Origin of the sequence: Chryseobacterium gallinarum, from assembly GCF_001021975.1 — a bacterium.
Classification (GTDB): domain Bacteria; phylum Bacteroidota; class Bacteroidia; order Flavobacteriales; family Weeksellaceae; genus Chryseobacterium; species Chryseobacterium gallinarum.
Window position 1 is genome coordinate 3,229,340 of the sequence record NZ_CP009928.1, and the last position, 23,890, is coordinate 3,253,229.

General features: G+C 37.3%; 18 protein-coding genes. 17 read left to right on the forward strand and 1 reads right to left on the reverse strand.

What is annotated here, in order from left to right; all coding sequences use genetic code 11:
- The first annotated feature begins 120 nt into the window (after positions 1-120).
- The 12 genes from OK18_RS14415 (at position 121) to OK18_RS14470 (ending at position 16,558) form a co-directional block, all read left to right on the forward strand.
- Positions 121-2,385 (forward strand): glycoside hydrolase family 20 protein, encoded by a 2,265-nt coding sequence (locus OK18_RS14415; RefSeq protein WP_053328425.1) that lies wholly within the window; start codon positions 121-123, stop codon positions 2,383-2,385.
- A 280-nt stretch (positions 2,386-2,665) separates the two neighbouring features.
- On the forward strand, positions 2,666-3,658 hold the full coding sequence (locus tag OK18_RS14420) for an isoaspartyl peptidase/L-asparaginase family protein (RefSeq protein ID WP_053328426.1): 993 nt from the start codon (positions 2,666-2,668) through the stop codon (positions 3,656-3,658).
- Between the two features lie 98 nt (positions 3,659-3,756).
- The gene (locus OK18_RS14425) at positions 3,757-4,317 is read left to right on the forward strand and encodes a hypothetical protein (protein ID WP_082129199.1); all 561 of its coding nucleotides are present in this window, start codon (positions 3,757-3,759) and stop codon (positions 4,315-4,317) included.
- A 13-nt stretch (positions 4,318-4,330) separates the two neighbouring features.
- The gene (locus OK18_RS14430; protein ID WP_053328428.1) at positions 4,331-4,993 is read left to right on the forward strand and encodes a copper homeostasis protein CutC; all 663 of its coding nucleotides are present in this window, start codon (positions 4,331-4,333) and stop codon (positions 4,991-4,993) included.
- Positions 4,994-5,674: 681 nt separating this feature from the next.
- Complete coding sequence (locus OK18_RS14435; RefSeq protein WP_053328429.1) at positions 5,675-6,061, forward strand: GxxExxY protein; 387 nt, start codon at positions 5,675-5,677, stop codon at positions 6,059-6,061.
- The gene (locus OK18_RS14440; protein ID WP_053328430.1) at positions 6,054-8,525 is read left to right on the forward strand and encodes a beta-mannosidase; all 2,472 of its coding nucleotides are present in this window, start codon (positions 6,054-6,056) and stop codon (positions 8,523-8,525) included. The genes OK18_RS14435 and OK18_RS14440 overlap by 8 nt, the downstream gene beginning before the upstream one ends.
- A gap of 158 nt (positions 8,526-8,683) precedes the next feature.
- On the forward strand, positions 8,684-8,929 hold the full coding sequence (locus OK18_RS14445; protein ID WP_050022626.1) for a type II toxin-antitoxin system ParD family antitoxin: 246 nt from the start codon (positions 8,684-8,686) through the stop codon (positions 8,927-8,929).
- Entirely contained in the window at positions 8,930-9,229 is a 300-nt protein-coding gene (locus tag OK18_RS14450) for a type II toxin-antitoxin system RelE/ParE family toxin (protein WP_053328431.1), read from the forward strand.
- Between the two features lie 198 nt (positions 9,230-9,427).
- Positions 9,428-10,336 carry an AEC family transporter gene (locus OK18_RS14455; protein WP_053328432.1) on the forward strand — a complete coding sequence of 303 codons (909 nt, stop codon included), beginning with the start codon at positions 9,428-9,430 and terminating at the stop codon, positions 10,334-10,336.
- A 133-nt stretch (positions 10,337-10,469) separates the two neighbouring features.
- Complete coding sequence (gene priA, locus OK18_RS14460) at positions 10,470-12,917, forward strand: replication restart helicase PriA (protein ID WP_053328433.1); 2,448 nt, start codon at positions 10,470-10,472, stop codon at positions 12,915-12,917.
- A gap of 159 nt (positions 12,918-13,076) precedes the next feature.
- The gene (dacB, locus tag OK18_RS14465; protein ID WP_053328434.1) at positions 13,077-14,546 is read left to right on the forward strand and encodes a D-alanyl-D-alanine carboxypeptidase/D-alanyl-D-alanine endopeptidase; all 1,470 of its coding nucleotides are present in this window, start codon (positions 13,077-13,079) and stop codon (positions 14,544-14,546) included.
- Between the two features lie 83 nt (positions 14,547-14,629).
- Positions 14,630-16,558 carry a M1 family aminopeptidase gene (locus tag OK18_RS14470; protein WP_053328435.1) on the forward strand — a complete coding sequence of 643 codons (1,929 nt, stop codon included), beginning with the start codon at positions 14,630-14,632 and terminating at the stop codon, positions 16,556-16,558.
- Positions 16,559-16,629: 71 nt separating this feature from the next.
- Here the strand turns inward: OK18_RS14470 and OK18_RS14475 are convergent, their stop codons facing one another.
- Positions 16,630-17,508, reverse strand: a complete 879-nt coding sequence (locus OK18_RS14475; protein WP_053328436.1) for a cupin-like domain-containing protein — start codon at positions 17,506-17,508, stop codon at positions 16,630-16,632.
- Between the two features lie 158 nt (positions 17,509-17,666).
- Between OK18_RS14475 and kbl the strand changes: the two genes are divergently transcribed.
- The 5 genes from kbl to OK18_RS14500 all read left to right on the forward strand — a co-directional run bounded on the left by kbl (position 17,667) and on the right by OK18_RS14500 (position 23,888).
- Entirely contained in the window at positions 17,667-18,863 is a 1,197-nt protein-coding gene (kbl, locus tag OK18_RS14480) for a glycine C-acetyltransferase (protein WP_050022630.1), read from the forward strand.
- A gap of 169 nt (positions 18,864-19,032) precedes the next feature.
- Positions 19,033-19,584 (forward strand): CopD family protein, encoded by a 552-nt coding sequence (locus tag OK18_RS14485; protein WP_053328437.1) that lies wholly within the window; start codon positions 19,033-19,035, stop codon positions 19,582-19,584.
- A 59-nt stretch (positions 19,585-19,643) separates the two neighbouring features.
- The gene (locus tag OK18_RS14490) at positions 19,644-20,372 is read left to right on the forward strand and encodes an ABC transporter permease subunit (RefSeq protein ID WP_053328438.1); all 729 of its coding nucleotides are present in this window, start codon (positions 19,644-19,646) and stop codon (positions 20,370-20,372) included.
- 4 nt (positions 20,373-20,376) lie between these two features.
- Positions 20,377-22,047, forward strand: a complete 1,671-nt coding sequence (gene gldG / locus OK18_RS14495; RefSeq protein WP_053328439.1) for a gliding motility-associated ABC transporter substrate-binding protein GldG — start codon at positions 20,377-20,379, stop codon at positions 22,045-22,047.
- A 197-nt stretch (positions 22,048-22,244) separates the two neighbouring features.
- Positions 22,245-23,888, forward strand: coding sequence for a T9SS type A sorting domain-containing protein (locus OK18_RS14500; RefSeq protein ID WP_053328440.1), 1,644 nt, complete (start codon positions 22,245-22,247; stop codon positions 23,886-23,888).
- Positions 23,889-23,890 lie beyond the last annotated feature (2 nt).

Sequence of the window (23,890 nt, forward strand, 5' to 3'; positions counted from 1 at the left end):
TCATGGTTCCTTATTGATCTGTAATGATTGGAATGAAAAAATAAATCCATATTAATTGATTAAAACAAGGTAATAAGTTTTAGAAAATAATTATCTTCGCTAAAACCTTAACCGCATCTAATGATCCGAATCTTTTTAGCACTTTTTGTTTTGCTTTCCAACATCGCTTTTTCTCAAAATAAATTGAATCTGATTCCTTATCCTCAGAAAGTTGAAACTTTAAAAGGTGAGTTTACCATTCCAGCAACCCTTTTATTGAGTCATGATTTGCCGAAAGAAGAAACAGAATATCTCAGAAAACGTGTAGAAAGTTCATTACCCCTTCGGTATGCTCAAAAAGGAGAGATTGCTCATATAACAAATTCTATAATTTCCCCGGCCTCTGCAAAGGATGCTGAACAGAAAAAAGAGTATTATTCAATAGAAATATCCCCAAAGCAGATTCATATAAAATCTTATACCCGTCAAGGATATTTCCTTGCTCTCCAGACTTTGATCCAATTGTTTGAAGATCATAAAACAGATAAAAAACTTCCTGCTATAAAAATCGAAGATCAGCCCAGATTTGCATGGCGCGGAATGCATCTGGATGTTTGCCGCCACTTCTTTACAGTAGATGAGGTGAAGCAGTATATCGATTATCTGGCTATGTACAAACTGAATACTTTTCACTGGCATTTAACGGATGATCAGGGATGGAGAATTGAGATTAAAAAATATCCGAAACTGACCCAGATTGGTTCAAAACGTAAAGAATCCATGATTGGGGCCTATGTAGATAATACTTTTGACGGAAAACCTTACGGACCTTATTTTTATACTCAGGAACAGATCAAAGATGTGATAAAATACGCACAGCAAAGACATATTACCGTTGTTCCGGAAATTGAAATGCCCGGCCATGCTTTGGCTGCATTGTCAGCTTATCCTGAACTGGCCTGTACCCAAGGTCCTTTTGAATCCGCTACGAAATGGGGTGTTTTTGATGATGTGTTCTGTCCGAAAGAAGAAACATTCAGATTCCTGGAAAATGTTCTGGATGAGGTTATTCAATTGTTTCCATCACAGTATATTCACATCGGAGGTGATGAATGCCCGAAAACACGATGGAAAGAATGTGCGCATTGCCAGGATTTGATTAAAAAGAATAATTTAAAGGATGAACATGGCCTGCAAAGCTATTTTATCCAAAGAATTGAAAAATATGTAAACACTAAAGGCCGAAAGATCATCGGTTGGGATGAAATTCTTGAAGGCGGATTAGCACCTAATGCTGCAGTAATGAGCTGGACAGGGGTGAATGGCGGAATTGAAGCGGCAAAAGCAAAACATTTCGCAGTGATGACACCAGGGGCATATTGCTATTTTGACCATTATCAGGGTGATCCCCAATCAGAACCGAATGCTTTCGGAGGATTTACTCCATTGGATAAAGTATATTCCTATAATCCTGTTCCTTCCGAACTCACTGCAGACCAGGCAAAATATATCCTGGGTGTTCAGGCGAATTTGTGGACGGAATATATTCTGGATTTTAAACAGGTACAATACATGATATTTCCAAGATTGATGGCTCTTTCTGAAGTAGGATGGGGAACCTCGGATCCTAAAAATTATAAAGAATTTGAAAACAGGGTCATCAGTCAGTTTAAAGTTTTGGATAAAATGGGAGTGAATTATGCCAAGAGCATTTATAATATTTCCGGAAAGGTAGTTCCTTCTAATGGAGGGATCGCCTATGAATTATCAACCTCGCAGAATTCAAGCGGTATCAGATATACATTGAATGGAACGACACCGACTATTAATTCTAAGGCTTATCAGTCTCCGGTTTCTATTCCTAATTCTTTAACAATTAAGTCTGCTTATTTTGAAGATGGACAGCTGAAAAGCGCTGTTTCGACTCAAGAATTTATAGTTTCTAAAACAACAGGAAAGAAAATTACCCTTGAACAACAGCCAAGTGAAAATTATTCTTTTGGTGGACCATTTACTCTTATAGATGGAATTATCGGGAATACAAGACAGTTGGGAAAAACATGGTTAGGCTTTAATGGAAAAGATGTAGTGGCTACCATAGATTTCGGGCAGAAAACCAATTTCTCAGAAGTCTATTTCAATACTTTAGACAATAAAGGAAGCTGGATTCATCTTGCCAAATCCGCGAAGATTTTTGTTTCCGATGACAATAAAAACTTTAAACTCATCAAAGAAATCGGAAAAGAAGAAATTCAAAATGCTAAAGGAAAAATCAGGCTGAATGTGGGGACACAGAATGCAAAATACCTGAAAGTATTTATTGAGAATGCAGGGGTAATTCCGGCAGGAAACCCGGGAGCTGATTCAAAAGCCTGGTTGTTTGTTGATGAAATTGGCGTAAATTAACCTTCCTTGAAAAATACGATAAAGGCCTACTTCTAAAAATTAATAGAGGATAGTACAGGTTGTATGCCCCGGGCCGTTCTTTGCATAGATTAAAACAGGAGTTGGAAGTGTCCGTTACTTTATGAACGCCTTTGCGGGAACCCGGGTAAGGATATTTCAGAGGCAAACTGCCTCATTGATAATTGATAAGAATTCAAGAAGACTGTAGAAAATGATCTGCAGTCTTTTTTCTTTTCTACCAGCAGGAAATTTGCTAATTTGTAAGCCTAATAAACCTGATATGCAAAGCAGACGAAACTTTATCAAAAAAACAGCCGTAGCTTCTCTGGCGCTTGCGGTAAATCCATTAGAATTAATGGCTAATGAATTGCCTGAAAATAATATTGTCACCAATAAACCCATTGTTCTTTCAACCTGGAATTTCGGATTAAAGGCAAATGAAGAAGCCTGGACGATTCTTGGAAAAGGAGGAAAAGCTTTAGATGCTGTGGAAAAAGGAGTCCGTTTGGTAGAGTTGGATCCAAAGGAAAGGAGTGTAGGATATGGAGGCCGTCCGGATAGAGATGGAAGAGTGACACTGGATGCCTGTATTATGGATGAAAACTATAATATTGGTTCAGTGGCATGTCTGGAACATATTAAAAATCCTGTCTCTGTAGCCAGAGCTGTAATGGAAAAAACACCTCATGTGATGCTTGTAGGAGATGGAGCGCTACAATTTGCTTTATCACAAGGTTTTAAAAAAGAAAATCTTCTTACTTCTGAATCAGAAAAAGAATGGAAAGAATGGCTGAAAACAAGCCAATATAAGCCAATCGCCAATATTGAAAATCATGACACCATAGGAATGATTTCCTTAGATGCGCAGGGAAACCTTTCCGGAGCCTGTACAACCAGTGGAATGGCTTTCAAAATGCATGGAAGGGTAGGTGACTCTCCAATTATTGGTGCCGGCTTATTCGTAGATAACGAAGTAGGAGCGGCTACCGCAACCGGACATGGTGAAGAAGTCATCAGAACAGTAGGTACTCACCTTGTGGTAGAGTTGATGAGACAGGGCAGAAGTCCACAGGAGGCGTGTAAAGAAGCGGTAGAGAGAATTGTAAAAATCAATCAGAGAAGAAATAAAAACCTTAAAGATATTCAGGTGGGCTTTATTGCGATCAATAAAAAAGGAGAATATGGCGCTTATTGTATTCAGGACGGATTCAGCTTTGCCGTTTATGATCAGAAAGGAAACCGTCTGGAAAAACCGGAATTTGCCCTGAAGTAACAAAATAAAATATCAATAGAAATGGGCTTTAGCCCGTTTTTTATAAAAGAATCATACCATATTGGCTTAGCCGAAACATATGGATTATAGACAAAACAATGAAAAGAATGATTATTGCTTCCTTATTTTTAATCATTGGATGTAAGGAAGAAAAGAAGGAAATGACCACCCCGGTTGAGTCTCAGCCACAAGAAAAAGTCATACAGGAAATAAAACCTCAGGCTCATGAGGCTGAAAATGCAAAAAAATGGCTGGAAAAAAGCATCGGAGATTATTTTAAAGCAGATACCAATCAGGATAAGGTGATGCAGAAAATAACCACCAGAGATTATTATGAGTATAAAACAGATGCTATAAATGTAGATATGGAAGTTGATGGAAGTCTTACCGAAAAAGAATTTCAGGATAAATGGAGAAAAACATTCGATGTTCAGAAAGCAGGAATAGGGGTCGGTTTTTTAATAAGCGGACAAGATTGGGATGAGGTTAAAGTTACAAGTTGTAAATTACTTACAGAGAGTGAAAATGAATTCTTATTTGATGTTGTTCTTTCTGATCAAAAGTTCAAAGCAGAATATCCGGTTACAATAACGGTGATCAAAGACAATAATTCTTTCCTTATTGCAGATGTATGGCAGAAAGAGGCTAAGTTTAATTAAGTATACAATAGAAATGTCAAAAATAGAAATAGCATGTTTTAATCCGGAATCAGCAATGATTGCTTTTGAAAACGGAGCAGACAGAATCGAATTATGTGACGGACTGAGCGAAGGAGGAACAACTCCTGATTTTGAAATAACCCGGCAGCTCAGAGAAAAAATGAATATTCCGGTTTTTGTGATGATCCGTCCGAGAGGAGGAGATTTTACGTATTCAGATGCAGAATTTGAACAGATGAAAAATGATTTGATTCGTTTGAAATCTTTAAACGTTGACGGTTTTGTATTGGGCATCCTGAATGAAAGTGATGAAGTGAATATAGAGCAAAACAAAACGTTAGTGGAGTTGGCTGCACCACTTCCCTGTACTTTTCATCGTGCTTTTGACAGAGCTAAAGGCTTGGAAGAATCTTTGGAGAAAGTAATTGATTGTGGATTCAAAACAATTCTTACTTCAGGCCAGAAAATGAACGTATCAGAAGGGAAAGAGAATCTTAAAAAATTAGTTGAGCTTTCCAATGGAAGAATAGAAATTCTTGTAGGAGGCGGACTTCGTTCTTCAAACCTTGAAGAAATAAGAACATTAACAAAAGCAGGTTATTTCCATTCTTCTGCCATCACTGATGGAGGAGCGTTTGCCAATCCGGATGAGGTCGTGGCTTTGAAGAGTAAATAATACACAATCAATTTCCCATTACATCCGCAATGAGAAATTTATCTGGCATAATTGAGATTCCTCGTTTATTGCTATGATAAACTTATTAAATTATTGTAAAAAATAGAAAATTAACGTATTTAAACGTAAAGTTGTTTGATATTAAGTGGGCAAAGAAAGCGGCAATACCGCTGATTAAGCTAATGATAAAACGTTCGCTTCATCAAATCAATTGTTAAATTGATTAATTCTTAGCTTCCTCAAAATATAACATCATAAAAAATAATCTTTGCGTTAAAGAATAAATAAACTTAAACGCAAAGTTCTAAATTAGAATATGTTTGATATTAAGTGGGCAAAGAAAGCGGCAATACCGCTGATTAAGCTAATGATAAAACGTTCGCTTCATCAAATCAATTGTTAAATTGATTAATTCTTAGCTTCCTCAAAATATAACATCATAAAAAATAATCTTTGCGTTAAAGAATAAATAAACTTAAACGCAAAGTTCTAAATTAGAATATGTTTGATATTAAGTGGGCAAAGAAAGCGGCAATATTGCTGATTAAGCTAGGAAAAAACGTTCGCTTCATCAAATCAATTGTTAAATTGATTAATTCTTAGCATCCTTAACGATAACATCATAAAAAATAATCTTTGCGTTTAAAAAAAGAAATAAAGAAAATTAAAACACACAAATGAATGACAGAAAACGAATTATCCTACAAAATAATAGGTGCCGCTATAGAAGTTCATAAAAACCTGGGAATTGGTCTATTGGAACATGCATATGAAACTGCTTTGGCTTATGAATTAAAGATGTTGGGGCTTAATGTAAAACAGCAAGTATCTTTGCCTTTAAAGTACAAAGGCGTAACGATAGAAAATGCATATAAAATTGATTTGATCATAGAAGATAAAGTGATTATAGAAGTGAAATCTGTATTGGAACTACATTCTGTTTTTTATTCACAGGTATTGACTTATCTTAAACAAACTGATATTAAGTTAGGACTTCTCATCAATTTTAACAGCGAACTTATTAAATACGGAATCCATAGAATTGTAAACAAACTTATTCATGAATAAAACTATCCTTTTTGCTTTCCTTTTCGTTCAGAATATCACTTTTGCGCAGTCTTCAGAAAGAAGCTTATCTTCAGAAAGCTGGCAATTTAAACATTCAAAAGAAAATAAATGGCTTTCCGCGAAAGTCCCGGGAACGGTTCACCTGGATCTGATGAATAATAATATTATCCAGGATCCTTTCAAAGATGAAAATGAAAAAAAGGCGCAATGGATAGAAAATGAAGATTGGGACTATCAGGTCAGTTTCAGCATATCCTCAAAAGAATTAAAGAATGATCATGTAAATCTGGTCTTTAACGGATTGGATACATTTTCGGAAATCTACCTGAACGGAAAATTGCTGAGAAAAACAGATAATATGTTCAGGAAATGGGAAGTTCCTGTAAAACAATATCTTAGACCAGGAGATGATCTGTTGCAGATTAAATTTAAATCAGCAGTCAATACAGGAAAGGAACTTGCTAAAAAAGTGCCGTTTACGATGCCTGAATCACCAAGAAGTTTTGTGAGAAAAGCCCAGTATCAGTTCGGATGGGATTGGGGCCCAAGGTTGGTGACCGCCGGAATCTGGAAAGATGTAAAACTTGAGTTTTGGAACAGGGCAAAATTTGAAAATATAAAAATTGAACAAAAAAGTATATCTGATAAAAATGCCGATTTAAATATCCATACTTCAATATTAGCAGATAAAGAAGGGAAATATACGGTGGTTATCAATAATAAATCCAATACCGTTCAGCTAAAAAAAGGACACAATAAGATCAGTATTCCTTTTGCGATTCAAAATCCTAAGCTTTGGCAGCCTAATGGGTGGGGCGAAGCGCATTTATATGATATGAGATTTTCATTGAAAAAAGACTCGCAGACCCTGTCTGATGAAGCAATGAAAATAGGTTTAAGAACCGTTGAACTGGTTCAGGAGAAGGATGAAAAAGGAAAGTCCTTTTATTTTAAAGTGAATGGAAATCCACTGTATATCAAAGGAACCAACTGGATTCCGGCAGATAGCTTTTCACCAAGAATAACCAGAGAGAAATACCATAAACTCATTAAAGATTCCAAAGAAGCGAATATGAATATGATTCGTATCTGGGGAGGCGGAATTTATGAAGATGATGAATTTTATAAGGCTTGTGATGAAAATGGAATTCTGGTATGGCAGGATTTTATGTTTGCAGGAAGCTTTTATCCGGCAGATGAAGCATTTTTGAATAATGTGAAAGAAGAAGTAAAATACCAGGTCAACAGGCTTCAGAATCATCCGTCAATTGCTTTATGGTGTGGAAATAACGAGATTGATGAAGCGATTGTCAACTGGGGGTACCAGAAACAGTTTAAATATTCAAAAAATGATTCCATACAGGTTTGGAAAGATTATAAAAAGCTGTTTCATGATGTGATTCCTAAAACATTGGAGGAAAACCTTACCGCAGATAAAAATATCTATTGGCCAAGCTCACCTTCAATCGGATGGGGACATAAAGAAAGTCTTACAGAAGGAGATTCGCATTATTGGGGAGTTTGGTGGGGCGAACAGCCTTTTGAAATTTATAACGAAAAAGTAGGTCGTTTTATGTCCGAATATGGCTTTCAGGGAATGCCTACTTTAGAAGCGACACAATCAATGTTTTCCGGAATTCCGGATTTAAACCTACAAAATCCAACAATTAAAGCCCATGAAAAACATGGAAGAGGCTGGGAAATCATCAACGAATATATGAAAAGGGATTACCAGATTCCAGCCGATTTCGTGAAATATAATTATGTTTCCCAATTGTTACAGGCAAGAGGAATGCAGATTGCTATAGAAGCACATCGTCGATCGAGACCTTATAATATGGGAACCTTATATTGGCAGCTTAATGATTGTTGGCCGGTGGTTTCGTGGTCATCCATTGATTATCTGGGGAACTGGAAAGCGTTCCATTATCAGGCAAAAAGAAGTTTTGAACCTGTGTTGTTGTCTGTTTCAGAAACTGCTGAAAATTATGATATTTATTGTATCAATGATTTGCTTACTGATGTAGAAGTTAATTCAAAGGTAGAATTGGTAGATTTTGAAGGTAGAGTTCTTTGGTCAGTTGTAGCAACAGAAAGCTTATTAGCTAATTCCGGTAAGAAATACCTGGAAATTAAAAAAGAAACCTTTTCAAAATTTGACTTATCAAAAGCTGTTTTAAAAGTTACTGTTGGAAATGGCTCATTACAATCGGAGAAATTATTTTTCTTTTCAAAACCAAAAGATTTAAAACTTTCCAAACCCAGCATTAGAATAAAGAAAATATCTCAGACAGAAATTGAAATATCTACCGATGTCTTAGCAAAAGATGTCTATTTGATGGGAGATACTCATTTCAGTGATAACTTTTTTGATCTCCTGCCTAATACTTCAAAGAAGATTAGCCTTTCAAAACCTTTGGAAAAGGTTGAGGTAATGAGTCTTTGGGATACATTAAAGAATTGAGGAATAGAATTCGATAGTTTTACAGATCTCAAGAATTACAAGATTAAAAATCTGCATAATCAGCCTAATCTGCGAGAATTAAAAAATATTCTCAATATATTTTATTGAATTACCAAAAATTGGTAACTTTGATATATTGAACTTTAAGGTGGAAAAATATGGGACGTAACACATCAGTTTCCTTAGGAGATTATTTTGAAGATTTTGTAGATCACAAAGTTTCAGAAGGAAGATATAAAAATGCCAGTGAAGTAATTCGTGCTGGGCTAAGATTATTAGAAGAAGAAGAAAATAAAATACTACTTCTTAAAAATGCGATTAAGGAAGGTATTGAAAGTGGAACAGCAAAAAACTTTAATCCGGAAAAACATTTGGAGACATTAAAAGCTAAAATGAGAAGATAGGTGGCTAAGTATTCATTGACTAATAGGGCTGTTGAAGATCTTTCAGCCATTTATGAATATACCTATGAATTTTGGTCAGAATTTCAGGCGGATAAATATTATAGTGAACTGATTTATTTCTGTGAAATGCTTGCAGAAAATCCAAGGATTGGTAAAAGTTATCATGAACTTGGTATTGAAATTTTGGGATTTCTTTCTAACAAGCACATTATTTTTTACCAAATTATAGGCGTTAATGAAATTAAAGTTGTCAGGATTCTTGGAGCAGAAGTAGATTTGAAAAATCGAATGAAGGATTAAAAATCTGCTAAAAATTACAATAAAAAAGAAAGCTGCCTTCACGGTAGCTTTCGTCAATAATAAGTTGAAATTTAAACAACCGTTCGCTGTAATGTTCCGGTAACCTGTTAATGAAAGAAATTATACCTAAAAAAATATAAATTTTACCTTTCTAACTCAAAAATCAGCCGTAAATTTGCCGTATATTTCTTTATAATTATGGTGAATTTTGTTCTGATTGCAGTGTGCATTATTGCAGGAATGGTATTCAAAGCAACAAAATCTATCCACCCCGATGCCCATAAGGGAATCAATACATGGATTCTTTATCTTGCTCTGCCGGCAGTTTCATTTAAATATCTGCCTAAAGTACACTGGACAACGGAAATGCTCTTTCCGGTTGCAGCTACTTTTTTGATTTCTGTTTTCTGTTTCTTTTTTATGATGTTTTACAGTAGAAGCAGGGGATATTCAAGGCGGTCAAGGAGCACCCTGGAACTTGCAAGTGGCTATAGTAATACTTCTTTTATAGGATTTCCTTTGATCAGTGCCTTTTATGGTGAAAGCCTCCTGAGTATCGCTATTATTTGTGATCAAACCATGTTTTTTGCATTATCCACCCTGGGAATCATTGCGGCTGTAAAAGGAGGCAGCAAATCCGGAAAAGTGAGTGCTGCATTTATTTTAAAACGTTTGGTTACCTTTCCTCCATTAATAGGGTGTATTTCTGCATTGGTACTTTCACAGTTCATCGACTTCACAGCAGCTGAACCTTTTTTTGATAAATTGGCTGCAACAGTGAGTCCTTTGGCACTGTTTTCCGTAGGGTTGCAACTGAAATTTAATGGCTGGAAAAAGCTTATCCCGCAAATGTCTATGTCGATGCTTTACAAGCTGATCCTGGCTCCTGCAATAGTTTTAGGACTGGCAATATTGTTGGGAATCAAGGGAAATGTAGCGAAAATTACGATCTTCGAGGCAGCAATGCCCACCCTGGTTACTTCAAGTATTATTGCTGAACAGTTCAGACTGAATACAAAACTGACCAACCTTATCATCGGAGTCAGCATTATCGTAGGCTTCTTTACCTCTGCCATATGGTATGAAATTACAGAGTTTTTCTTTTAAAAATTGTAGTAGAAAGATTAATCTTGCCAGGATAATCATAAGCCAGCTATTATTAGATTGTTGGAATACCGAAAATTCTCAAAAGTTGCAGTTCTCTGAAGAAAAATTTAATTTTACATTTTAAATATTTCCCTTGCAATACGCTCAAATTGTTTTACCATTAAATTTAAAAGGATCTTTTACCTATAAAGTTCCTGAAGAGCTGATCTCCGATATCCAACCCGGAATGCGTGTGCTGGTGCCATTCGGAGGAAAAAAAATATATACGGGAATCGTTTTTGAACTTCATGATAATACTCCTGATAACTTTGTAGCCAAAGAAATTATCAGTATTCTGGATGAAAAGCCCATTCTTCCGGAAGAACAGATCCGTTTCTGGAACTGGCTTTCGGATTATTATCTGTGCAGTCTGGGGGAAATTTACAGATTTGCTTTTCCGTCCTCATTAAAACTTGAAAGTGAAACCTATTTAAAACTAAAACCGGGAATTGTCGTTGATTTTGAGAATCTGGATGTGAACGAAATGTACCTGATTCAGGCATTGGAGGTACGACAACTGATCAATTTGACGGATATTGAAGCATTTATTCCTAAAAAAGAAATCATTAAGACCATCAATTCACTGATTGATCTTCAATATATTGAAATTGATGAAAAAATAGCTGAAAAATATAAGGCAAAAGAAGTTGCTTACGTAAGAATTCACGAAAGTGTTCTGGGAACTCAAAACCTTACGGAGATATTGTTAAAACTCAATAAAGCTCCTAAGCAAAAAGATCTGTTTCTTTTTATTTTAGAGAAGCAGACGGAAAATCCTGATCTTCAGATCAAAAAAGCAGAATTATTTGAAGATGGTTATTTTGGCAGCTCTCATTTCAAAGCGTTGGCGGATAAAGGGCTTGTAGAGGAGTATTACATGCAGAAAGACAGGATCGAAAGCTATGAAGGAGAGATAGAAGAACTTGAAGCGCTCTCTGAGCAGCAAAAAACAGCCAAATCCGAAATTGACGAAGCCTTTGAAGAAGGAAAAAATGTTCTGCTTCACGGGGTCACATCATCCGGGAAAACCCATATTTATTTAGAGAAAATAGAAGAATGTATTCAGGAAGGGAAAAATGTTTTATTCCTGCTTCCTGAAATTTCTCTTACCAAACAGATTACCCAAAGACTGGAAAAAAAATACGGCAGGCAGCTTGGCTTCTATCACCAGAAGTTAACTGACTTTGAAAGGGTGGAAGTATGGAGAAGGATTAAACAGAATGATATCCGCATCCTTATCGCCACCCGGAATGCTTTGTTTTTACCTTATCAAAACCTGGGGTTAATTGTCGTGGACGAAGAGCATGATTCGGCTTACAAACCAAAGGAAGCTTCCCCTTATTTCAATGCAAAAGATGTAGCGCTGGTTTTAGGTGGTTTCTATAATGCAGGAGTCATTTTAGGATCGGCAACTCCATCTGTGGAAAGCTACTACAGAGCCAGAAAAGATAAAATGAGATATGTTTTTCTGAATGAAAGATTCGGAAATGTAAATTTACCGGAATATGAGCTGATCAATTTCAAAGAAGCCCAGGAATCTAAAAAAGTTTCGGGAAACTTTTCTTTGAGACTTATTGATGAAATTAAGAAAACGGTAGATGCGAAAAATCAGGTTATTGTTCTTCATAACCGTCGTGGTTATGCCAATGTAGTGGAATGTGAAACATGTGGTTATGTGAATTACTGTTCAAACTGTGATGTGGTCATGACCTACCATAAGGCAGCAAATGAAATGAAATGCCACTACTGCGGCCAGAGGGCTTCAAAGCCAAGAATCTGCCCGAAATGTAACTCTGAAAACCTGAACGAAAGGGGAGTAGGAGTGGAACAGATTCATGAAGAAGTTTCCAAATTGTTCCCAGAAAATGAAGTGGACAGAATGGACGTAGATTCCATGCGAAAGAAATTTGCTTACGAAAAGCTTTATGAGAAAATTGAAGAAAGGGAAACAGACATCGTGGTAGGAACACAAATGATTTCTAAAGGACTCGATTTTGATCATATTGAGTTGGTAGCAATTCCTAAGGCCGATTCCTTATTATACGTTCAGGATTTCCGGGCGGAAGAAAGAGCTTATCAGCTGATTACCCAGGTTTCCGGAAGAGCGGGAAGGGTTTCCGGAAAAGGAAGAATCCTGATTCAGACCTATAATCCTGATCATTCTGTATTTCAGCTGATCAAGATGAATAACCCGGCAAAAATTTATAAATATATCCTTACGGAACGGCAAAAATTCCATTATCCACCATTTACAAAACTGATTATGATAGAGCTGAAACACAGAAAGGAAGATAAGGCAGATCGTGCTTCTCAGTTTCTGGGTTCTATTTTAAGAAAATACCTGCCCGAAGATTGTATATTAGGCCCGGAAAGAGCCCCGATTGCCCGGTTAAATAATTTATATCAATTCCAGATTCTGCTTAAACTTCCCCGTGGAAAAAACTATGACAGGTTTAAGAAGATGGTTTTGATAAGTTTGAAAGAATTTGATGAAATCACTGCATATCAAAGCATTAAAAAAGATGTTTTTGTGGATTTTTAACAAGTTTTAACAAAATTTACACTCTTTTATAAGAGCGCTATGATCCGTTTTATGACAATAATTTCTACTTTTGGACGTTGATTAAGTGTTTGATGTTGTATTGAATGATTTAACTTATCATTTTTTATCACCTCAAACTATAGAACAAAAAAAGGATAGATGGTAAATTTCAGAAAATATATTTCAAGTGCAGCGGTGTTGGCTTCTGGTTTTTTCCTGGCTCAATCTACCGTTTCTACGGTTCTTTATTCTCAGAATTACGACAATCAAAAAAATAGTTTAAATCTCCCTTCCCCCGTAAGTTCGGTGGTGGAGAAAACTGTGTTGTCGGCTAAAGAACTCGTAGACATTAATGTAAACACAATGATGGCGGATCCTGTGCTGAAAAATGCAAACTGGGGATTCGTAGTGTATGATCCGAAAACGAAGAAGGTGATCTCTTCGTACAATGAGAATACTCCGTTAGTCCCGGCTTCTACTACCAAGCTGCTAACAACAGAAACAGCCATGCATTTGCTTGGGGAGAATTACCGTTGGATGACCCAGCTGGAGTATTCAGGAACTGTGGATGAAAATGGGGTTTTAAACGGAAACCTGTATGTAATAGGAAGTGGTGATCCGTCTTTAGGAACCAATAAAGCAGGAGCATGGTCTTACAGGGATATTATTTCAGATTTTGTGGGAGGCCTCACGCGGGAAGGAATCAGGAAGGTAAACGGTGATATTATTATTCAGACAGCGCTTTTCAAAGGCAATATTTCAATGCTTCCGGAAAATGTTGTATGGCTAGAAAATAATAATTACTATCTGCCTGTAGGTACGACCCGGGGAATTAATCCTGCCAATGAAAAATTAATTGTAAAAAAAGGGGGATTCTCTTCAGAAAAAAAGTTTTTTTATGTTTCTCCTTATGCCAATCAAATGGTATATGCCGAAAAGTATGATGGAGAAGGTATTTTAACAACGAAGCTTCCGGATGCTCCGGCGTATCTGGCCAATTCTTTCAGGACAACCCTGGTAAAGAGCGGTATTCCTGTCACCGGAAAAGTAACTCCTAAAATGACGGACGCCACTCCTGAAAACAGAAAAATGTTGGCCGCTTACAAATCTCCGACTTTGGGTGACATCATTTATTATACGAACCAACACAGCGATAATTCATTAGCTGAAGCCTTGTTAAGAACTGTAGGATTCCAGAAAATGGGTGATCAGACGTCAGAATCGGGTAGAATGGTAGTGACGGGACATTTAAAAGAAATCGGTTTTGATATGAATGGCCTGAACTATATGGATGGAAGCGGACTTTCAAGAAGTAATAATGTAACTCCTATTTCTCAGGTAAAGTTTTTAACTTCTTTAATGGATGAAAAATATTATAAATCTTATCTGACTTCCTTACCGGTAGGAGGACAGTCCGGAACATTGAAAAGAATGTTCCTGGGAGAAGGAAACGGACAGGTTTTTGCTAAAACCGGAACTTTAAATAAAGTGAAAACATTAGCCGGTTATCTAAAAACCAATTCCGGTAAAACACTGGTATTTTCTTTAATGGTTAATAATTACGCAGGATCTGTAGATATGGTGAAGAAAAGAATGGAGAAAATCCTGGCGCCTGCCCTGGATCTTTAAAAAATCTTTTATATATTATAAAAACCTTTTAATCAATGATTAAAAGGTTTTTTTTATATTTGAATGATATAAAATTTCTAATTATGAAAAAAATCTATCTTTTGTTGTTGGTTCTGTTGGTTTGTCAGCAGTTTTATGGGCAAAAAAACAATGAAAACATCGAAAAGAAAGGATTGGTTAAAAAGGAGATGAAATCCTTTGCCAGTAAAATGGTCGCTTATAATATTAATCCGAATACTTTAAATTACGATTTGCAGTACCAGAGGATGGATGTTACTTTAGATCCGGCAGTTTATTATATTTCCGGTTCGGTAACTTCCCATTTTAAACCGAATCAAAACATGGGAAGTATCTATTTTGATCTTTCGAACTCTCTGACGGTTTCCCAGGTACAATATCACGGGGCCAATGTTGCTTTTCAACAGCTTCCTACAAAAGAAATAAAAATTGATTTTCCAGCCTCTATTCCTGCCAATACAGTAGATTCTCTAACCATTCATTATTCAGGAGCACCCGCTACCAATAATAATGCTTTCTCTACAGGAAGCCAGGGAAGTACCCCGGTTCTTTCCACTTTAAATGAGCCCTATGGAGCTCAGGACTGGTTTCCTACAAAACAAAGCCTGAATGATAAAATCGATAGATTTGATTTTAAAATCACTACACCTGCACAATATAATGTGGCTGCTAATGGAAAACTGATGTCTGAAACATCTCTTTCCAACAATCAGAAGCTTACGTTCTGGAGAACAATGTATCCTACTCCTGCTTATCTGATTGCTCTTTCTATTACCAATTTTGTGAAACTGAATGATACAATCGGAAATCCCCCATTTCCGTTTGTGAATTACATTTATCCGTCTACCAGTACCAATGCTACCAGCATGGCTAATATTGAGTGGACCAAACAAATAATGAATACATTTGAAACGTATTTCGGACCTTATCCTTTCCGTAATGAAAAATATGGACACATGGAATATATTTACGGCGGTGGTATGGAGCATCAGACAATGTCCTCATTAGGAAGCTGGGGAAGAGGACTTATTGCCCATGAGCTTGCCCATCAATGGTTTGGTGATAAAGTAACGTGCGGAGCGTGGAATGATATCTGGCTCAACGAAGGATTTGCTACTTTTGGGGAGCATCTTGCCAATGAAAAACTACTGATGACCAATTCTGAATTTATGAATTATCTGTCAGGAGAGATCAATTATATAACAAGCGGTACGGGAGGAAGCACTTATGTTCCTGATAACGGACTTTCGAGTATCAACAGAATCTTTGACAGCAGGCTGAGTTATGCCAAAGGAGCCTATGTTTTGAGAATGTTGAAATGGATTTTGGGTGATACAGCTTTCTATCAGGCACTGAAAGACTATCATGCAAGACCGGCACTTGCTTATAATTATGTAAAAACTTCCGATTTCAGTGCTTCACTGCTTCAGTCTACCGGGAAAGATTTTACAGAATTTTTTAATGACTGGATTTACGGGGAGGGCTATCCTACCTATACTATAAAGTGGAGACAATCGGGAAACCAGGCTGTATTTAAGGTTTCTCAGACTCAAAGCAGCCCTGTAGTAACCTTTTTTGATATGCCGTTACCTGTAAAAGTGAATGGAACCGGCGGACAGACTGCTTATCTGGTATTGAATAATACCTCTAATGATCAGTATTTTACCGAAACAATATCATTTCCTATAGCCAGTGTTCAGTTTAATTATGAATATCAGATACTTGAAAGGAATTCTACCGTAAGCCAGGATAATACATTAAGCGTAGCTTCAGCAGAGAAAGATAATTTCGGTCTGTATCCCAATCCTGCAAAAAATGAACTTTATCTGAAAGGAGTTCACAAAGAAACAGCATTTTCCATTCATGCAATAGATGGAAAATTATTGCAGGAGGGAATTTATAAACCTGGAAAATCAATCGGGATTTATGAGTTGGTTCCCGGAGCCTATGTCTTTACGATCAAAGAGAAAAATATTAAATTCATTAAACAGTAGGCTGTGCTGTTCCGTGATTAAAATAGGATAAAACAGAACAGAACGATATATTAAAGACAGACAGGAAGTTTTCATATTTGAAAGCTTCTTTGTTTTTTAGCGGCTTTAGTTCCCCTTTCCCGGGCAATTCTTGTTTTGTATTTAAACCATTTTTCTTTGAGAAGTCTCCGCATCAGATTGTCAAAATTCCGGGTGATCACTAAGTTTTTAAATCCACGCCATTTTTCAGAAAAAGCAGATGGAAGAGCACGTACAGAGACAGAATATCCCCCGGTTTCATATTGAATATAATGCCACCATCCGGAAGGAATATAAAGCGTTTCGCCGGGATGAAGAAGTGTTTCATAGCCTGTCAGATACAGCAGTGCAGGAAATTCGGAATAATCTGGATTTTTAATATTGGCAAGGCTGTGGAAATTATAGGGCAGCCTGTACATGAGATCCGATTGTTCCCAGGGAAATAGCCATATCCTTTTGGTTCCCTGGAACTGAGTAATAAAAACATGGGACATATCGATATCAATATGATTCCTTGTCACTGAGCCTTCTCCTCCAAAAAACATAAATGGTAGCCATTTTAATATTTTGCCATTAGTCACATCATTATAGACAATGTCATTTTTCAATTCCGGTTTACTATTCAGCAGATTAAATAAAAAAAGCCGGTGTTCGGTAGGAGAAGTACTTATCAGGTCCAGGTATTCAGAGAATGTAGTTTGTGCAATAGGATTGCTGGCGACTCTGTCCAGGGAATCAAGTTCACTCCCGTATATATTAACAGGAATATTTCCCGCAATTTCTTTGAAATACTGATAATTCCATTTTTGAAAGGCAGGGCTTTCCGGATCTATAAAGTCTTCAAGAACAACCGGAAGACGTGGTTTCATATATTGTCTGATAAATTTTCCTGAACTTATCTGACTCACTTTCTGAATAGGTTTTAATCTCATATTTCCAAATTTTAAACAAATATACTTATTATCCTACTAAATTAGTAGACTAATTATGTTAAAAACCGGAAGCAAATCAAATTTTTAGAATTAACCTGATAAAAGGTCATATTTTACCGCCTTTTTATTAAATTAGCACATCTAAAAAATTACGAAAAATGATCTCTGAAAAATACCTTCAGCATTTACAGAATGAGCTTCAGAATATTGAGAATGACGGACTTTACAAAAGAGAAAGAATCATCACTTCTCAGCAGAGTGCAGAAATAGAAGCCAACGGGAAGAAACTTCTGAACTTCTGTGCCAATAATTATCTTGGACTGTCCAACAATCCGGAAGTAATGAAAGCTTCCCAGGATATGATTGACTCTCACGGATATGGGATGTCATCTGTACGTTTTATCTGTGGAACACAGGATATTCACAAGGAATTGGAAAAAAAGATTGCCGATTTCCTGGGACTTGAAGATACTATTCTTTATGCGGCTGCATTTGATGCTAATGGTGGTGTTTTTGAACCTTTATTTACTGAAGAGGATGCTATTATTTCTGATGAACTGAACCATGCATCTATCATCGACGGGGTGCGCCTTTGTAAGGCAGCCAGATATCGATATAAGAATAATGATATGGCAGATCTGGAAGCACAGCTTATTGCGGCTTCTGAAAAGAATCATCGTTTTAAAATTATCGTAACGGACGGAGTTTTCTCAATGGATGGTATCGTGGCTAATTTAAAAGGCCTTTGCGATCTTGCGGATAAATACGATGCCCTGGTAATGGTGGATGATTCTCATGCAACAGGATTTATCGGTAAAACAGGACGTGGAACCCATGAGGCCAATGAAGTAATGGGAAGAGTAGATATTATTACTTCTACCTTAGGAAAAGCTTTAGGAGGGGCTCTTGGAGGGTTTACTTCCGGTAAAAAGGAAATTATTGATATGCTGAGACAGCGTTCCCGTCCTTACTTATTCTCCAACTCACTGGCTCCCGGTATTGTAGGAGCTGCTTTGAAGGTATTGGATATGATTTCTGAAGACACCTCTCTCCGTGATAAAGTAATGGAAAATGCAGCGTATTTCAGAACTGAAATGAAAGCCAAAGGTTTTGATATTCCTGATGGTGATGCCGCTATTGTTCCGGTAATGCTTTACGATGCCCCACTTTCACAAAAAATGGCTGAAAGACTTATGGATGAAGGAATTTATGTCATCGGATTCTTCTATCCGGTAGTACCTAAAGGAAAAGCGAGAATCAGGGTACAGTTGTCTGCTGCCCATACAAAAGAGCATCTGGATAAAGCGATTGCCGCATTTGAAAAAGTAGGGAAGGAATTAGGAGTGATCTCTTAATACGGGATGATCTCATTCATGAAAATATAATCTTCGGCTCGGGCAGCTTTGCTGCCCCGAGCCGAAATATTTTTATATAAAATGCAATTCCCGTTATATTTTCCGGATCAAAAGAATTTTATTTTTAACAATTAGATAAAACCTTATCTTTGCTTTTAATTTTTTCTGAATGCTTTATACAATAATCAAAGCGCTGCATATTATTTTTATGGTAAGCTATTTTGCGGGAATTTTTTATCTCGTAAGAATTTTTGTTTACTATAAGGATACTGATGAATTCCCGGAAGAGAAAAAGAAAATTCTGAGGGAGCAGTACGCCTTTATGGCCAGGAGGCTGTGGAACATTATCACTGTACCTGCCGGAGTGATTATGGCAGTATGCGGACTGGTAATGATCCTGTTAAATCCTGGACTGATGAAAATGGGCTGGTTCCATCTGAAACTGACTTTCCTGATCGGGTTGGCTGCTTATCATTACTGGTGCTGGAAAAAAGTGCTTCAACTGAAGATATTGCATGGAAATACATTACCGATTGCCAATATCAAATTGAGACAGGCAAATGAAATTGCTACATTTATTTTATTCCTCGTGGTCTTTACCGTTATTCTGAAATCCATGGTAATTGAGTATTGGTGGCAATTAATTACAGGATTTTTCGTTCTTGTATTTCTGATCATGATGACAGTGAAACTCGTTAATAAAAATAAAAAAAACAAATAATTGTGGAGTAGAGTGTATACCCTTGATACACGATACCTTTTACATTTTTACAAAAAACTATGATTGCAATTTTAAAGAAGGAACTTTGGAGTTACTTTGGGAACTGGAGTGCATGGATTATTATTGCTGCTTTCAGTCTTATCGCAACACTATTTTTGTTCTTTTTCGACAATGATTCCAATATTTTTGAAATCGGGCAGGCATCGCTGCAAAGCTATTTTGTCTTAGTTCCATGGCTGTTGATGTTTATTATTCCGGCACTTTCCATGAAAACTTTTGCTGAAGAACAGCAGACAGGAACTTTAAACTGGCTTTTTTCGCAGCCATTGAAGATTTCAGAGCTGGTAACCGGTAAATTCCTTTCGGTATGGATTGTCGGGATTTTATGCCTTATTCCTTCTCTGATTTATCTTTATACAGTATACGTTCTGGGAGTTCCGGAAGGAAATATTGACCTGGGGATGACATTCGGAAGTTATATCGGGCTGGTTATCTTAATTGCAGCCTTTTCCGGAGTGGGAATCCTGGCTTCTTCATTGTCACAAAACCAGATTATGGCTTATTTGCTGGGTGTTTTCATGTGCTTTATCATGTATTTTGGTATTGAGCAACTGGCTAGTTATAAATTGTTGGGGGGAGCAGATTTTATCCTTCAGAATATAGGTTTCTACCAGCATTTTTTAGGCTTTACAAGAGGACTTATTGATTTGAAAGATGTAGCCTATTTTATTCTGGTTATCGGAGCTTCATTAGTATTGTCCAATCATTTTATTAACAAAAAGAAGTAGAGCTATGAAGAAGATTAATGTTAAATCTCCATTAGGAATTTTTTTATTTGTTATCGTTCCCCTGGTTATTATCCTGGCTTATTCGGGAGGCAGACTCGATTTAACCAAAGAAAAGAGATATACGCTTTCTGATAATACCATCAAAGTATTGGAGTCTGTTAAAAAACCTTTGACTGTTGAGGTCTATCTTGAAGGGGATTTCCCGGCAAGCTTTAAGCAGCTTCAGGGCGAAACAAAATTTATGCTGGAAGAGTTCAGAAAAATTAATCCAAAAATCGATTTTAAATTCATCGATCCTATCAAAACAAAAATGTCCCAGGATACCTTGATGGCCATGGGAATGCAGCCGTCTATTCTTCCTGATATTAAAGATGGTAAAATTTCCCAGATTACCCTTTTCCCCTATGCTGTAATCAAATACGAGGCTGATGGGGTTTCTATTCCGCTGGTGGTACAACAGGCCGGTATTGATGCTGATCAGCAGCTGACAAGGTCCATTGAAGGATTGGAATACAGCCTGGTTTCAAACATTAAGAATATCGCAGCTGATAAAAGAAAGAAAATAGGAATTTTAGTCAATCATGATGAATTGAATCCGGATGAGTTTCAGGGATTTGTACAATTGGCCATGGAGAATTATGATGCGGGACCTATTATTCCTAAGAACCAGACCGAACTTTCACTGGAAGATGTTCCTTTACTGAAACAAATGAGTGCCCTGGTGATTGCAAAACCCAGAAAAGCATTTACCGATAATGAAAAGGTAATCCTTGACCAGTATATTATGAATGGAGGGAAGACACTTTGGATGATTGATGCTGTAAATGCTGAAATGGATACATTGACAAGAGCTAAAAAAGTAATGCCTTTCCCTGTTGACATCAATATGACCGATTTCTTTTTCAATTATGGAATCAGAATCAACCCCGCGCTGGTAAAAGATGTTAAGAAGTTTGCCTTATTAAGGTTAGTAACCGGGGAGGTGAGTGGTAATCCACAATACACGAGTTTACCCTGGCCTTATTACCCGCTCGGGATCGCAGAGAATAATAATCCGATTACGAAAAATATTAATCCTGTAAAATTTGAATTTCCTACTTCTATTGATACATTGGGCGGCAGAAAGAATATCAAAACAAAAGTACTTTTTGAATCCAGTGAAAGAACTTTATTGAAACAGGTTCCTAACTATGTTGATTTAAAAGAAATCGCCAGTGTAGACAGCCTTGGGCAGATGGAAAAAGCAAGTACACCGAAAATTTTCGCGGTAGCATTGGAAGGAAAGTTTAATTCTGCCTATGCTTCCAGGATTGAAAGAAAGTCTTATCCGGGTTTCAGGGCAGCAAGTCCTGAGAATAAAATGATCGTTATTGCTGACGGAGATGTTGGAAGAAATAAAGTAATCAAAGGGAAACCACTTCCTTTAGGAGTAGATTTGTTGACCAACGAACAATTTGGAAACGAACAGTTTCTGAGGAACGCATTAGATTACCTGCTGGACGACAGCAACCTCATGGAATTGAGAAACAGGAATATTGAAGAGAGACTTCTGGACCGCCATAGAATTACCGAAGAAAAAACAAACTGGCAATGGCTGAATTTATTGCTTCCGCTGGCAATTATTGGGTTAATGGGAGGATTGTTCTTCTGGCTGAGGAAAAAGAAATTTAGATAAAATTAAAGAGAGGCAAACGCTTCTCTTTTTTGTTTTTAGTTGTAATAAAATGCGACAGCTTTTGTCGCTTAGCGTCAATACATTTGTCTCGTGAGAGTTTAACATTCATATTAAGTCACTTTCATAGGATTTGGTGTGTTAAAAATTGTTAAATTCGTAAAATTTAAACCAGTAATAACTTTTAAAAACAACAATACATGAAAAAGCTCTACATGAGTACCCTCACCCTGTGTATAGTCTTAGGTTTACCGGCCCAGGAAGTGGTTTGGCAGAAAGACATCAAATCCTCAACTCAGGATTTCTTAAGCCAGGTGACCACTACAATAGACCAGCAGTACCTTATCACAGGCAGCAGTATTCAGGCGGGAAGCACGAAGCAGGGAGCAGGAAATGCTGCCAGCCAGAACAACGGCTATGATTTTCATCTGGTAAAATTAAACCAGCAGGGAGAACAGGCCTGGGAGAAGTATTTCTCAGGGCAAAACCATGATTATTTGTCAGCCACTGTAACCACGCAGGATGGGGGCTTCCTTTTAGCCGGGACCTCCTATTCCGGAAAAGGGCTGGATAAAAAGGACGATTCCAAAGGAGGCTCTGATATCTGGCTGATCAGGATTAATGAATTCGGGGATGAGCTATGGCAGAAAACTTTGGGAAGTTCTTCCGATGAAGAAGCCAGGGCAGTCATTCAAACCACCGATTCAGGTTTTTTTGTAGCGGGAAATGTGCAAAGCTCTTCTAAGGGTTACGGTTCCAAAGATGTATGGATAGTAAGACTTGATAAAGAGGGGAAAGAACTCTCGCAACTTGTTCTAGGAGGAAAAGGTTTAGACGAAGTTGAAAAAATGATTCCCACGAAAGACGGTGGCGCTTTGTTAGGCATCTATTCCAGAAGTGGAGTTGTTAATATGGGCAACAGTCAATCAACAACCAATACTCCGGATTTACCTTCCAAAACTGCGGGCTCTGTAGCCAGAAGCCAAATGCCAAAAACCAGCAGCAACTATGGTGAAGGCGATTACTGGATTATAAAACTGGATAAAACCGGAAAGGTAGAATGGGAAAAGAACTATGGAGGGAAAGGAGATGATCATTTGAGGACCCTGGCATTGACCTCCAGCGGCTATATCATCGGAGGAGAATCCAGATCGGAAAGATCAGGAAATAAAACAGTAGGAATAGATGAAGGAACAGACCTTTGGCTAATTGCCCTTAATGAGAGAGGAGAAGAAGAGTGGCAAAAAGCCTACAACTTTAAAAACCGGGATATTCTGATGGGGATGAGTGTGATAGGTGGGGAGTTGGAAGCAGGAAGCGGGAAATCTACCAAAGGAATTTTATTGGGCGGCTATACCCAGGCAGAAGGAAGGATTGAAAAGGATGATGAAACTTTCTGGATGCTGTACCTGGATGGCAATGGTAATGAGCAGTGGCGGAAACATGTGGGAGGAGAATCGAGGCAAAGAGAGGAAAGGCTCTCGGATTTAAAGCTCAACAGGGATGGATCTATTATCCTTGCAGGAACCAGCGCAGAAGAGCTGGGAAAAGAAAACTGGAAGATTGTCAAATTGGGAGACAAGCAGGTTGATCAGTTAATTGAAAAATATGACATTAAGATTTATCCTAACCCGGTATCAGACTATGCATATGTAGAAATTGGCTCCCAATTTAAAGAAGCTGAGATTTTGTTGTATGATATGAGCGGGAGACAGCTTCAAACTATGAAGACCAAAAACAAAGTAACCAAGATCAATACCCAGGCTTTGATCCAGGGAGCTTATCTGGTGACCATAAAGACTGATACTAACAAAACGGCCAATGCTAAACTGATTAAAAAATAAAC

Bases quoted from the DNA above. Each gene is read 5' to 3' on its own strand.
- OK18_RS14415 (WP_053328425.1), top strand. From the start codon at position 121: ATGATCCGAATCTTTTTAGCACTTTTTGTTTTGCTTTCCAACATCGCT.
- OK18_RS14475 (WP_053328436.1), bottom strand. From the start codon at position 17,508: ATGAGATTAAAACCTATTCAGAAAGTGAGTCAGATAAGTTCAGGAAAA.
- dacB (WP_053328434.1), top strand. From the start codon at position 13,077: ATGGTAAATTTCAGAAAATATATTTCAAGTGCAGCGGTGTTGGCTTCT.
- OK18_RS14435 (WP_053328429.1), top strand. From the start codon at position 5,675: ATGACAGAAAACGAATTATCCTACAAAATAATAGGTGCCGCTATAGAA.
- OK18_RS14425 (WP_082129199.1), top strand. From the start codon at position 3,757: ATGAAAAGAATGATTATTGCTTCCTTATTTTTAATCATTGGATGTAAG.
- OK18_RS14430 (WP_053328428.1), top strand. From the start codon at position 4,331: ATGTCAAAAATAGAAATAGCATGTTTTAATCCGGAATCAGCAATGATT.
- OK18_RS14470 (WP_053328435.1), top strand. From the start codon at position 14,630: ATGAAAAAAATCTATCTTTTGTTGTTGGTTCTGTTGGTTTGTCAGCAG.
- OK18_RS14500 (WP_053328440.1), top strand. From the start codon at position 22,245: ATGAAAAAGCTCTACATGAGTACCCTCACCCTGTGTATAGTCTTAGGT.
- OK18_RS14455 (WP_053328432.1), top strand. From the start codon at position 9,428: ATGGTGAATTTTGTTCTGATTGCAGTGTGCATTATTGCAGGAATGGTA.
- gldG (WP_053328439.1), top strand. From the start codon at position 20,377: ATGAAGAAGATTAATGTTAAATCTCCATTAGGAATTTTTTTATTTGTT.
- kbl (WP_050022630.1), top strand. From the start codon at position 17,667: ATGATCTCTGAAAAATACCTTCAGCATTTACAGAATGAGCTTCAGAAT.
- OK18_RS14440 (WP_053328430.1), top strand. From the start codon at position 6,054: ATGAATAAAACTATCCTTTTTGCTTTCCTTTTCGTTCAGAATATCACT.
- OK18_RS14485 (WP_053328437.1), top strand. From the start codon at position 19,033: ATGCTTTATACAATAATCAAAGCGCTGCATATTATTTTTATGGTAAGC.
- OK18_RS14490 (WP_053328438.1), top strand. From the start codon at position 19,644: ATGATTGCAATTTTAAAGAAGGAACTTTGGAGTTACTTTGGGAACTGG.
- OK18_RS14445 (WP_050022626.1), top strand. From the start codon at position 8,684: ATGGGACGTAACACATCAGTTTCCTTAGGAGATTATTTTGAAGATTTT.
- OK18_RS14420 (WP_053328426.1), top strand. From the start codon at position 2,666: ATGCAAAGCAGACGAAACTTTATCAAAAAAACAGCCGTAGCTTCTCTG.